The sequence below is a fragment of the Thermostichus sp. MS-CIW-41 genome, assembly GCF_054058915.1.
Genome location: NZ_JBSSBO010000004.1, coordinates 67,791 through 80,023, shown reverse-complemented (window position 1 = coordinate 80,023; position 12,233 = coordinate 67,791). Strand labels below are relative to the sequence as shown.

Sequence of the window (12,233 nt, the reverse complement as noted above, 5' to 3'; positions counted from 1 at the left end):
CGGTAAGCGATTTTCGATCTAGACCTTGAGGTAAGCTTGTTTGTGAGCCGGTTAGCTCAACGGCTGCCGGGTGGGATCCCAGGAAAAGGGAACCTTGCCAGCTCAGGCTACCATGTGGGGAACCCTCGACTTGCTCAGTCTGGAAAAGAATATAAAGAATATTTATATTTAAAGCTTTCTGCTCCTATGGAGGCTAACAACCGGTACCATCCATCGGCCAACTTGATTGGGGAGCGGGTGCGCTGGGTACGGGAGAAGCTGCAACTCACCCAAGATCAACTGGCGGGCCGCTTGGCCAAGTACGGTGTGCAGTTGGACTACGTCAAAATTGGCCAGGTGGAAAAGGGAAAACGGCGCGTCATTGACAAAGAACTGGTGGCCTTTGCCAAGGCGTTGGGGGTATCGGTCACTTGGCTGCTGAGCGGAGATGAATCCCACCTGTAGCGGCTGGTGGGAAGATATATCCGATACAAGTATCTCGAACGAAAAGACGTGAAGATACGTAAGTATCCTGCGCTTTTCGGCGTGATCTTGGTCAATTTCCGTGTAAGTACGGTAGGCTTAATTTACGAATAGATTGGCTTGAGGCCAAACCTCATCTTTCCCTCAACCATCCGAGGGGGTAGGAGAGGCGGAGAGATACAGCGCCTCGTCAGCAGTACGGGTTTTTCCAACAAGGATCGGGATCACGGCTTCTTCACCTAAACTTGATATTGTTGACTTGGCGTTAAGCTGCCGCCGTCTATCTGGCCGTCTATCTGTTTGTGTAAGGTTTGCCGATGCTCTCTTTCTTCTTCAATTCCAACAAGGCCAACAACCGACAAACCGGAGGCCACCGTCTGCCTGCTGCCAGCAAAACCACAGGCACGCAACGGATCCCCAACTACAACCGCCTTTCTGCCCCCCATGAGGTGCTCAAGCAGGAAAGGCAGATCAAGCGGGAGCAAGAGTTTACAGAAATGGAGCAAAACATCAATCGCATTCGCTACTTCTACCAAAAAGCAGATATGCCCCTGGAGATGCGACAAATTCTGACCTACCGTAAGCTGATGGAGCTGGACTACTTTACCCCGCAGGCGGCAAAAGAGCTGCTCAAGCAATGGCAGCAGCAGGAAAAGCAGGAGCAAGAACGCCGTCGGGCTTGAGAAAAGGACTACCTCCAGCAGAGTTTGGGCAGCCGAACCCTGGCAAGTGGGCTTGTTGAGCCAAGAGTTCCCGGTCTCCAGGTGGGGGAGCGTCTACGGGTAAAGGCCGCGATCCTGTAGGGCTTGGGCCACTCGGCCTACCCCTAGGGTGTAGGCAGCCAGTCGCAGCGACACTTGCCGCCGTTCTGCCTCCTGCACCACCCGTTCAAAGGCACGTACCATCAGACCTTCCATTTCTTGATAAACTCGCTCTTCATCCCAGAAGACGTAAGAGAGTCCCTGCACCCACTCCAGATAGCTCACCACCACTCCACCGGCATTGGTTAGGATATCCGGCAATACCTGGATCCCTCGCGATTCCAAAATCCGGTCGGCGGCGAGAGTGGTTGGCCCGTTGGCAGCTTCTGCCACGATCCGGGCTTGAATTTGGTGGGCATTGGCTTCGGTAATTTGGTTCTCTAGAGCAGCAGGGATCAACACGTCCGCTTTTTGCACCAGTAGGTCGGCGTTGCTGATGGGCTCAGCCTGTGGAAAGCCCGCCATGCGGCCTCCCCGTTCCTTCATGTAAGCTTTGAGGGCGGGGATATCCAGTCCATTAGGATTGTAAAGGCCCCCAGAACTGCCGGAAACCGCCACAATCTTAGCTCCCGCCTCATGCAGCAAGCTGGCCGCTGCCCCGCCCACATTGCCAAAACCTTGGATTAACACCGTTGCCCCTGCCAGGGATCCACCATGTCGGGCCAAGGCTTCCCGTACCGTGATCATCACCCCCCGTCCGGTGGCCAGTTCTCGCCCTCGGGATCCCCCAATCGAGAGAGGTTTGCCCGTCACTACTCCCGGCACCGCATGCCCAACATTCATGGAATAGGTATCCATCACCCAGGCCATCTCGCGGGCGGAAGTTCCCATGTCTGGAGCGGGAATGTCCTCTGCAGGGCCGATATCCTTGATCAGCTCGCTGGTATAACGGCGGGTAATGCGCTCCAGCTCCGAGACCGAATAACGCCTCGGATCGATAGGGATCCCCCCTTTGGCCCCACCGTAGGGAATGCCCATAAGGGCGCATTTCCAGGTCATGAGCATCGCCAAGGCCGAGACCTCTTCAAGGGTGACCGCTGGGTGGTAGCGGATCCCCCCTTTGTAGGGGCCGAGAACGTTGCAATGCTGCACCCGATGGCCGGCCAGCACTTGGATTTGTCCGTTATCCAGCCGCACGGGGATCGCCACCGTCACCACTTTACGGGGGGTGCTGAGGATTGCCACCCAGCCGGGATCCAGCTTCAGCTCGCGAGCTGCCCAATCTAGGTAGCTGCAGGCCTGGGCAAGGGGACAGATATGGGCGGGAGAGGGAGGAGCAGAAGAGGCGAGCATGGGACTTGCAGCCATGGCGAAGAGAAGCAAGGGCTGTTTCCACACTATACCGCCGGGAACCGGAGAGGAACGTTCCGTAGCAAGCGTTACAAATAGTTGAGGATCTGCAGCAGAACAAAACAGAGGCCGGCACTGGCCAGGGGCACGGTCAGGTTATCCAACCCCCACCAAGAGAACACCTCCAGCCCCATGGTTATCCCCCCCACCAAGAGGCTGATGGCCAGCAAAGGGGGGGAGAAGCCAAAGTACCCCAGCAGCAGAGCCGCGATCACCAAGCTGCTCACCGCCCACATGGTCAGGGATCCCTCCCAGCTTTTTTGAAGGGATCCCAGTTGGTAGGGGTGTTTGCCACAAGTTTTGCCCACCAAGCCCGCCAGGGCGTCGGCCCACGTCATCACCAATATGCCGATCACCGCGAAAACCTGTCGCTGTGGCCGCCAAAACCAAAACAGCAACAGACCAATGCTGATGGCGTAGAAACAGGTGCCAAAGCTGCGGCGACCGACCCCATTTAAGCTGGGCAAGATGGCCACTCGGTAGGAGAGCAGCGCCAAGCCGGCAAACACCAGAGAGAATCCCACCCCCAGCCAGCGGGGCACTTGCAAGGCCCAAGCCAACAAAATGATATTGCCCACGCCGATGTGGATGACCTTACGCACCCATTCCCCGTCCACCTGGCGGGAGCGCAACCATTCCGCAAAAGCGAATACGGAGGCCAGCCAGAGAGCATAGCAAGCAAGCTGCTGAGGCAGGCCCATGAAACGGCCTCAGAGGGTTTTCAAGTAGCTGAGCAAATCCGCCATCTCCTGGGGATCCGGCTGGAACTGGGGCATGGGAGGCGTTTTGCCACCGGTCACTTGCTGAATGATAAACCGATCCGAGCGGCGGCTGCTCACCCCCCGCAGACTGGGCCCCACTCGCCCATCCGCTTCTTCTCCGTGGCAGGCTGCACAGTTGAGGGCAAACAAGGATGCACCATGGCTAACCTGCCCCTGTAAGCTGAGGACGGCTTCCGTATAGGGATCCAGACGAGCCTCAGCACTTAGCCAAGCCCAGGTCAATATCGCCAGCCCTAGGCTGAGGAGGGCAAGACCCAGCCGAGTTTTTTGAGACCAGACACTTGTAAAGAACTGCTGCAAGGATTTGAGGAAGGGTTGTAAACGTCGTTGGGATGGAGGTTGAAGTCGCTTTTGCTCAAACTCAACCCAACTGCCAGTTGACGACTGGCTGCTGCAGGATTGAGGAGTGTCTGAGAGGGAGGGAGGCACAGACAACGCTGAGAGAAACCGTTTCAATCTTTTACATTTCAACCAACACGATAACTCAGGAGCCTTTCCCTGCCAATAATCTGTAAAGGTATTTACTTTTTCTTAATGGTTGGCTGGGCCACGTGAGACTTTGATCCCTCTGAGGGGGGACGGTTGGGAAAGAGCCGCTCCATCACCTCCGCTTGGGCCCAGGGATCCCGGTTGAGGCTGTGGATGGCATTGGCCCATGGAAAGTGCGCCTGCAGGCGGCGGTAGAGAGATAAATTACCATAAATGACGACCGCTGCCACCCGCTCCCGATGCTGTTGCAGCCAATCCAGCACATAGTTGGGCAAGGGATTCCCAAGGAAACCTTGGAAAATCAACCCTGGGGCGTTGTTTAGGGCAGCTTCCAACCAAGGCAGGGGGGTAAGAGCATCGCTGAGCACAGGAAGCATGCCCAGGGCAGCTGGAACATGGAGGGCGGGAGATTGCAACTGCACATCGGCAGCACCCAAGGGGGGATCCTGCCAGATCCAGTTCAACCATCCGGGCTCTGCGGGCGGGCCGAGGGGCCGACCTCCTTCCACGCCACCACGGGCCATAGCCGCTTGACAGGGAGCAATATCCTTCTCGGCCAAGAGGGATCCCATCTGGGCAGCTCTGTGCAGAGCAGAGGGCAGGCTGGAGCGCCTGTTGAACAACTTTCCCAACGCCGAGTCCTTGGGGATGGGATCCCCCAGCAGCAAAGGCTTCAGTTGCTCGGCGGGAGAGCCACGGTTGAGGGCCGGATCCGTGGGATCCCTGGCCCCCATCCATCCGCCAAGGGCGCTGAAGTCGGTTTCCGCCAAGGCCGGCCACACCTGTTGGAGGAGAGCTGAGGCGGCAGGTAGGATTCGCTGTTTGGCCCGCAGCACCCGCGTCACCGACTGGGCAAGCTGGTCTGTGCTGAGGGATCCCTGTTGCACCGCTTCCAAAACGGCTGCCAAGGATGCCGTTGGATCGGGGGGGGTCAGAATCAGATCGGCACCGGCCTGGAAAGCCCGCACGGCCAATGAGTTGGGCCCGTTAGCATTGGCCAGCTCTGCCAAGCAGCCTTGATCGAGGCTGTCCACAACAATAAGCCCGCCAAACCCCCATTCCTGGCGCAGCAGTTGGGTCAGCCGCCCCGGCAGCAGGGTGACAGGCCAGCGCTCATCCCACTCCGGCAGCACCACGTGGGAAACCAAGATCGCCCCCACCTGCTCCACCAAACCTCGAAAAGGCAGCCAAGGTCCCTCTTGGAGCTGGGCTAGGGTCAGGGTTAATCGGGGGCACCAGGGGGTGTCTGTTGTCTTTGGGGATGGCTTCAGTCCGGCCTGAACCGGATCCCTCCAGCCTTTGCCCGGAAAAGAGCTGGCTGTGGTTAGGATCCCGCCTGTGCTGCCCGGGGTGGCTTGCTCACATCCGCGCACAAAAGCTCGCGCCAGTTGCAAAGCAGACAGGGGATCCTCCGCCAGCGCCCCTTCCCCCAGCGGCTCTGCCACCGGGCTGAGCAACCAATTGATGCCGATGGCCGCCGCCTCCCGCGCCGTGATCCGCCCCCACTGCTCGGCCCAGCGCTCGGCTTCCGCCCCCAGGCGGCTCAACCCTAGAGGATGGGGGAAAGGGGTCGCCCCCTGCAGGGCCAGCCCCCGCCCGACCTCGGCTGCCACCAAAAGGGGCAGAGCCGCCCAAGACTGGGCCTCCTCGATCAGCAGCAGGGCCTCGGCCACGTGGCCATCCGTGAGCCAGATGCCCCCGATCCCCACCTCCTGGATAAGCCGTTTGAGGATCTCTCGGGGAGGAGACTGGGATCCCAGACGGGCCGAGACCGGCACCACCAACAGTTGCGCCACCTGCCGGGCTAGGGACAAGGGTCGGTCAAGTTCCTCGAGCGGAGATCCGGAAACACTCATAGGCACAGCCGAAAGTTCGTCAGCAAGGGGAACTGCTCCCTTTGCAGAAACGCAGATCATGATAGCCACTCCTGCCGGTTGCGGCTCGCAGCGGGCTGTTGAGGGCTAACGAGAAAGCCGACAACGGTCACAGGTGCCACAGGGCAGGCCGGGCTGCTCCCCAGGGTAGCCAAAATAGGGCAAGATCGCCTGCCACCGACAGCCGCGGGCGTGGATGAGGGCTTCCATCCCTTGCCAGGGATCCTCTCGTCTTAAAGGCTGCCAACGGCGGTGCAACACCTGAAAGTGAAAGGGATCCGGCCAGTGCAGGCAGCCCATCTCCTGCAATAGACCCAGGGCCACCCGTACCTCTCCAGGCGGCAGGTCGGCGTAGGATCCCTGCTGAGGCAAGGTTTGCAGCAGGTGGCGTGCTCGGGCCTGAAGGCGCTCCTGCTGGGAATAGAAATAGGCTTGGCGCCGGCGATCGCTGGGATCCAGCAGGCCCGTCGGCTCCGAGACCAGCATCAGGGCCCGACAAGGGCCACCATCCCGACCGCCTCGTCCCACCTCTTGCAAATAATCCATCAAGGTGGGCGGGGGATGAAAATGCAGTACCCAACGCACGTCCGGCTTGTTGATCCCCATGCTGAAGGCGTTGGTGCAGACCAGAAAGCGCAGTTCCCCCTGCAGCCAGGCCCGTTCCAGCCGACGGCGGGATCCCGCTTCCAGTCCCCCATGGTAGGTGGCGGTTTTTAGGTTCTGTCGGCCCAGCCACTCGGCCAGCTCTTCCCCATCCCGCCGGGTGCGCACATACACCAGACCCGAGCCGGGATTTTCCCCCAGGAATCGCAGCAGACGGCGACGACGATGCGCCGGGCTCCAGGCTATCGCCACATTGAGGGAGATATTGGGCCGCAGGGGATCGGCGCGAATGTGCTCCGGATCCCGCAGCTCTAGGATTTGGCTGAGGCGGCTGCAGGTTTGGGGGTCAGCCGTGGCGGTAAAAGCGGCAATGGGAAAGGAGGACTTCACCGGGGCCAGAGCCGGGCGCAGCAATCCCAGACGGCGGTAGTCGGGCCGGAAGGATCCCCCCCAATGCACCAACGTATGGGCCTCATCCACGATCAGGCCGTTGATGTGCACCTGAGGCTGTTGCAGCCGTTGCCAAACGGGGGGGCTGAATAGGGTCTCCGGCCCCAGATAGAGCAGGCGCAGTCGGTTTTCCTCAAGGGCCTTCAACACCCGCTTGCGCAGGGCCGGATCCAGTTCGCTATGGAGACAGGCCGCCGGCAGCTTGCGTTTCCAGAGATCCTGAACTTGGTCTTCCATCAGGGCGATCAGGGGCGAGACCACCAGCGTCACCCCTGTTTGCAGCAGGGCTACTAGCTGAAAGCACAGGGATTTGCCAAACCCCGTCGGCAACACCACCAGCGCGTCGCGCTTGTCCAGCAGAGTGCGGATCACCTGATCCTGGGGTGGGCGCAGCGTCTCGTAACCCCAGTGTTGCTTGAGGGCCTGTTGGATTTGCTGCCAATCTTGCAAACGGCAACCCCCTTTTCAACAATTTCCTTCAGCAATCTACAGCGATTTCGGGAGAAGCTGTCTTATAGGCTATTTCAAATCCCGCTGAACCTGCTAGCTCCCCTCTCCCAAGGGGTGAGGGCGCAGAGGATCGGCCCCACCGGCTTGCCTGTAGGGGATCCCTGTCACACCTATCCCCGTGTCCAGGGGGCTGGGATCAGGATCCCCGGCAGAGAAGGGATTCTCACCTGCTGCATGGGTGAAGCTGCATGGGTGAAGGTGTCGATGGCGGCGGGCTTGTGCGATCCTAGAGCTGGGACTTCCCGCCTGCTTCGATACTTTTCCCATGACTGCCAAAGTGCTCCGCACCGCTGACGCGAACGACTCCTCGCGCCTGCTCCAGCCCAGAACGGCCTCTGTTCACCGTCGCACTGGAGAAACGGATGTCCAAATTCATCTGAACCTGGATGGCAGCGGGCGCCATGAGATCGATACTGGGATCCCCTTTTTGGATCACATGCTGGCCCAGCTCAGCACTCACGGGTTGATCGATTTGCAGATCAAGGCCATAGGGGATCTGCACATCGACGATCACCACACCAACGAAGATGTGGGCATCACGCTGGGACAGGCTCTGGCGCAGGCTTTGCAGGATCGGCGGGGCATTCATCGCTTCGGCCATTTTTGGGCGCCTTTGGATGAAGCCCTGGTGCAGGTGGTGCTGGATTTTTCGGGTCGCCCTCACCTCAGCTATGGCCTGGAGCTGCCCACAGAGCGCATTGGCCGCTACGAAACCCAGTTGGTGCGGGAGTTTTATCAGGCGGTGGTCAACCACGCCCAGCTTACCTTGCACATTCGCCAAGCTGCCGGTCTCAACGCCCACCACATTGTCGAGGCCAGTTTTAAGGCGTTTGCCCGTGCCCTGCGCATGGCTGTAGAACGGGATCCCCGCCGACAAGAAGGGATCCCCAGTTCGAAGGGAGTACTCTAGGCATGAACTGGCCACGGAGACTGTTGGCCTTGGCTCTGGGATTGGGGACAGTTTTCTTCGGTCTGGGCCAGATGGGGGGTGCAATTCTCAGTGTGGGCCTGTTGGCTCCCGCCTCAGCAGTCCAGATGGGGCAAAGTCTAGCCGGTAGGGATCCCCATTTGGGTTTATTCTGGACTTAGCCATCTTTCCAGAGTTGCACCTCAGCTTATGCGGGATCCAGAGTCGAAAACGGTTTCACCCCATCGGGATTCTGGCGGTGGCCAACCCTGGAGGCTCTTGTTCCAAGCAGTCGGTAAATCAATCTATGTTAGGGGGGGATGAAAACCATGGACATTGATCTCCGTCCGCTGATCGTTCTGTCGCCCATTGTTTTGGTGGTTGCCTGGGCTGCCTACAACATCATCAAGGCTGCCATCAAGGGAGAAGCCAAGCTCTTCGGAGAGAGGGGCAACAACCCCTTCGGCAGAGGCGGGAGCTGAACGTGCGGATCCGGTCACAGCTGGCAGGCTCAGTATGCTAGGCGAAGCAACCCAGGCAGCGGTAACCCCTTCCGAGGGAGCCCGCTCAACATCCGCCGATGTGATTGTCATCGGGGCGGGAGTGGCCGGTTTGGTGTGTGCAAGGCAACTGCTGCGGGCGGGGCTGCGGGTTCTGGTGCTGGAAAAATCGGCGGGCTTGGGCGGGCGCATGGCCACCCGTCGAGTTGAGCACGCTGGGCAAACGGTGCCAGTGGATCATGGGGCTCAATACCTGACTGCCGATTCGGATGGCTTTCATCGCTGGGTGAAGGAGCTGCTGGGCCTGGGGCTGCTGGCGGAATGGACGCGCTCGCTGCATGTGCTGGATCGAGAAGGGCTGCGCCCAGAGGATCCCAACGATGAAAAACCGCGCTATGTCTGCCCCCAGGGCATGACAATGCTGGCCAAACACTTGGCTGCCCCGCTGTCGGTACACACCCAAACTCGTGTGGTCAGCCTCAAACCTTTGGCAACAAGCTGGCAATTGAGGGCGGAGAACGGCCAATGCTACGAGGCTGCTGCCCTGGTGGCGACAATTCCGGCCCCCCAGTTGCTGCCCCTGCTCCGGGAAGGGATCCCTTCGGCTGAAAACCTGTTGCCTCTGCTGGAATCCGCCCAGTATCAACCCTGCCTTGCGGTTTTGGCGGGCTACTCTGAGCATACGCCGCCCTGGAAGGGGATCAAGTGCTTGGAGGATCCGATGTTGGCCTGGCTGGGACTGGACAGCAGCAAGCGCCTGCAGCCGCTCCCGCCTGTGGTGGTCTTGCATGGGGGGGCGGAGTGGTCATCTCTGTACTTGGAGGCCGGCCCCTCTGAGCTGGAAAAGGCCGGTCGAGAATTGCTGGCCCACGCAGCCCAACGGCTGGATCCCTGGTTGGCTTCGCCACAATGGATGCAGGTGCACCGTTGGCGCTACGCTTTGCCTTTGGAAACCACGGGATTGGCCAGCTTAAGCACCCGTGTGCCGGTTTCCGCTGCTGAGGGATTGCCTTTGGTTTGTGCCGGCGATTGGTGCGCCGGAGGGCGCGTAGAGGGGGCTTGGCTCTCAGGGCAAGACGCTGCCAAAACCCTGCTTGGAATGCTTTCTGGGAAATGAGGGTATGCACAGGCCGACCCGGTCGGCAGGGCAAGTGCCTGACCTGGCGCAGGACGGAGATGACGGCAAGACCACTGGGAGGGTAGGCTGAGGGCTGCTGAGAATTTCCACCCTCTGGGCCGGGGAGTGTGTCAAGCTAAAGGGTGGATCCCCCGGCAGATGCTCTCCTCTCCACTCATGTCCAGGATCTGTACAATCTACCGCCGTGCGCAATTTGCCGCCAGCCATCGGTACTGGTTGCCCGAACTCTCAGAAGCCGAGAACTTAGCCCGCTTTGGCCCAAATGCCCGTTTTCCCGGCCATGGCCACAACTATGTGCTGGAGGTGGGCATGAGTGGTGAGGTGGATGACTATGGGATGGTGCTCAACCTCTCGGAGGTGAAGCAGGTGATCCGGCAGCGGGTGATTCAAGATCTCAACTTTGCTTATCTAAATCAAGCTTGGCCGGAGTTTGCCCAAACCTTGCCCACTACCGAGTTTATCGCTTACGTGATTTGGCAACGCCTGGCCGATGCCTTGCCCCTAACCAGCGTCCGTCTGTACGAAGATCCTGAGCTTTGGGCCGAATACCGAGGAGAAGCCATGCAAGCCTACTTGACTGTTGCCACCCATTTCAGCGCCGCCCACCGCTTGGCTCTGGATCACCTGAGTTTTGAAGAAAACAGCGCCATCTACGGCCTCTGTGCCCGTCCCCACGGCCACGGCCACAACTACGGCCTGGAGATCACCGTCAAGGGATCCATCGACCCGCGCACGGGGATGATCGTGGACTTGGCGGCCCTGCAGCGGCTGATCGAGGAGCAGGTGGTGAAGCCGCTGGATCACACCTTTTTGAACAAAGACATTCCCTACTTTGCCCAGGTGGTGCCTACTGCCGAAAACATCGCCCTCTACATCCAGCGGCTGCTGACTCTGCCCCTGCGGGAGCTGGGGGTGCAGTTGCATCGGGTTCGCCTGCAGGAGAGTCCCAACAACAGCAGCGAGGTCTACGGGGAGTTTCCGCTGGAAGAGCTGCTCAACTCCTCAGAAGGACAAGATGTGGCTTCTTCCGCTTCTGGCAGCCGTATTGCCATGCAGGGCTGATGCGGCCATCATGTTGGATCTGGTTAAGCTGAGCGGGCAAATTCCTGCGTTCACCCGGCACCTGCAACAGGAGTCGAAAGCCAGCCAAGAACGCCTCCGCCAAGCCTGGCAAGTTTTCGAGCGCTGGCAGCAGGAGCCGCAGGTTTGGCAGTCCCGCTGGGTGGAGTGGGGATCCCATCTGTCGTTTGTTTGCGCCAGCCCCGCCGAGCCGCCGGAAGCCTGGGGATCCCTGCCCAAGGTCGAGCCTCTGCAGGGGCGACACACGGTGGTGGCCACGGATGGATCCCAGATTTTGCCCAGTCACCACGAGATTGCCTACTGCTCGCTGATCAATGTTGGGCGCGTGGTTCTCCACTACGGCACCCAGGAGTGGCCGCTCCTGGACAGCCAGCCCCTGCTGCTGTATGGAGATGAATCCTTTGCCCGGCACTCAGACTCCTCTTCCCCGGAGCGGAGGGCAGAAGGGTTGCCGAGCGCCCCCCTTAACCGGCGAGACTCTCGCCCACGGCGCACCCCAGGTGAACGCAACCCCGGCAGCGGAACGGAGCCTTCGTTGGGGCCGGAAGAGGTGCTGGCCTTACGACGCTCCCGAGCAGAACTGGAGGAGCTGGCGCAGTTGGCCCTGTCGGTGCCCCGTCGCCGCACCACGCTGGCGCTCTTGGATGGATCCCTAATCCCTTGGGGACTGGAGCCTCTGCCCCAGTCGGCCCGGCGCCCCTGGTTGGATCCCATTCTGGCGACCTTGGAGCAGTTGCGGGCGGCCCGCATTCCTCTCGTGGGTTACATCAGCGCCTCCCGCAGCAGCGAAACCCTCAACTACCTGCGCTTGGGGCTGTGCCCGTACCTGGGCTGTGACTGCTACCGCTACTGTCCCGGCGAGAAGTCTCCTCCCTGCCATCCCTTCGCCCCCCTGGCAGACCGCGTCTTTTGGGGATCCCTGCTGCAGCCGGGAGAGCGCAGCCCCCTTTGGCGCAGCGGCGCCAGCGTGTTGGACGCCTTCGGGGAACACCACGTCCACTGTTGTTACCTCAATGTTGGCGAGGGATCCCTGGGCCAAGCCGAAATTGCTCGCCTGGAGTTTCCCGCTTGGGTGGTCCAGGATGCGGAGTTGCTGCAGCGGGCTCTGGCAGGGGTGCTGAGCCAAGTGCACAAGGGCTTTGGCTACCCCATCGCCTTGGCGGAAGCCCATCATTTGGCGGTGGTGAGAAGCGGGGATCGGCAGCGGTTTTTTGCCTTGATCGAGCAGGAGCTGCTCCGGGCCGGCCTGCGCCACGTGGCCGTCTCCCGCAAGGAAGCCCAGAAGCGGAGTGGCATTGCCTGAACCGACGCCGGGGATCCCTGGCAC

At 60.3% G+C, this 12,233-nt stretch carries 12 protein-coding genes; 7 read left to right on the top strand and 5 right to left on the bottom strand.

All coding sequences use genetic code 11. The features are described 5' to 3' along the window. Positions 1 to 186 precede the first annotated feature (186 nt). Together ACVWXE_RS02370 and ACVWXE_RS02365 are read left to right on the top strand one after the other, a co-directional pair. Positions 187 to 444 carry a helix-turn-helix domain-containing protein gene (locus tag ACVWXE_RS02370; RefSeq protein WP_414413157.1) on the top strand — a complete coding sequence of 86 codons (258 nt, stop codon included), beginning with the start codon at positions 187 to 189 and terminating at the stop codon, positions 442 to 444. 335 nt (positions 445 to 779) lie between these two features. Continuing rightward, entirely contained in the window at positions 780 to 1,145 is a 366-nt protein-coding gene (locus tag ACVWXE_RS02365) for a hypothetical protein (protein ID WP_457489490.1), read from the top strand. A 93-nt stretch (positions 1,146 to 1,238) separates the two neighbouring features. Here the strand turns inward: ACVWXE_RS02365 and ACVWXE_RS02360 are convergent, their stop codons facing one another. The 5 genes from ACVWXE_RS02360 to ACVWXE_RS02340 form a co-directional block, all read right to left on the bottom strand. Next, a complete protein-coding gene (locus ACVWXE_RS02360; RefSeq protein ID WP_457489489.1) occupies positions 1,239 to 2,531 on the bottom strand; it encodes a Glu/Leu/Phe/Val family dehydrogenase in 1,293 nt (430 codons plus the stop codon). Positions 2,532 to 2,602: 71 nt separating this feature from the next. Then, a complete protein-coding gene (locus tag ACVWXE_RS02355; RefSeq protein WP_457489488.1) occupies positions 2,603 to 3,274 on the bottom strand; it encodes a diacylglycerol/polyprenol kinase family protein in 672 nt (223 codons plus the stop codon). A gap of 9 nt (positions 3,275 to 3,283) precedes the next feature. Beyond that, entirely contained in the window at positions 3,284 to 3,577 is a 294-nt protein-coding gene (locus ACVWXE_RS02350; RefSeq protein ID WP_369791762.1) for a c-type cytochrome, read from the bottom strand. A 299-nt stretch (positions 3,578 to 3,876) separates the two neighbouring features. Continuing rightward, on the bottom strand, positions 3,877 to 5,658 hold the full coding sequence (locus ACVWXE_RS02345; protein ID WP_457489487.1) for a glycoside hydrolase family 3 N-terminal domain-containing protein: 1,782 nt from the start codon (positions 5,656 to 5,658) through the stop codon (positions 3,877 to 3,879). Positions 5,659 to 5,805: 147 nt separating this feature from the next. Beyond that, entirely contained in the window at positions 5,806 to 7,221 is a 1,416-nt protein-coding gene (locus ACVWXE_RS02340) for a RecQ family ATP-dependent DNA helicase (protein ID WP_457489486.1), read from the bottom strand. A 325-nt stretch (positions 7,222 to 7,546) separates the two neighbouring features. Between ACVWXE_RS02340 and hisB the strand changes: the two genes are divergently transcribed. The 5 genes from hisB (at position 7,547) to ACVWXE_RS02315 (ending at position 12,209) form a co-directional block, all read left to right on the top strand. Then, on the top strand, positions 7,547 to 8,191 hold the full coding sequence (hisB, locus tag ACVWXE_RS02335; protein WP_414416231.1) for an imidazoleglycerol-phosphate dehydratase HisB: 645 nt from the start codon (positions 7,547 to 7,549) through the stop codon (positions 8,189 to 8,191). 326 nt (positions 8,192 to 8,517) lie between these two features. Next, positions 8,518 to 8,670 carry a photosystem II protein Y gene (locus ACVWXE_RS02330; protein ID WP_414330801.1) on the top strand — a complete coding sequence of 51 codons (153 nt, stop codon included), beginning with the start codon at positions 8,518 to 8,520 and terminating at the stop codon, positions 8,668 to 8,670. Positions 8,671 to 8,704: 34 nt separating this feature from the next. Continuing rightward, entirely contained in the window at positions 8,705 to 9,805 is a 1,101-nt protein-coding gene (locus tag ACVWXE_RS02325; RefSeq protein ID WP_457489485.1) for an NAD(P)/FAD-dependent oxidoreductase, read from the top strand. 177 nt (positions 9,806 to 9,982) lie between these two features. Then, the gene (locus ACVWXE_RS02320; protein WP_011432318.1) at positions 9,983 to 10,888 is read left to right on the top strand and encodes a 6-carboxytetrahydropterin synthase; all 906 of its coding nucleotides are present in this window, start codon (positions 9,983 to 9,985) and stop codon (positions 10,886 to 10,888) included. Positions 10,889 to 10,898: 10 nt separating this feature from the next. Next, positions 10,899 to 12,209 (top strand): DNA double-strand break repair nuclease NurA, encoded by a 1,311-nt coding sequence (locus ACVWXE_RS02315; protein WP_457489484.1) that lies wholly within the window; start codon positions 10,899 to 10,901, stop codon positions 12,207 to 12,209. The last annotated feature ends 24 nt before the right edge of the window (positions 12,210 to 12,233 follow it).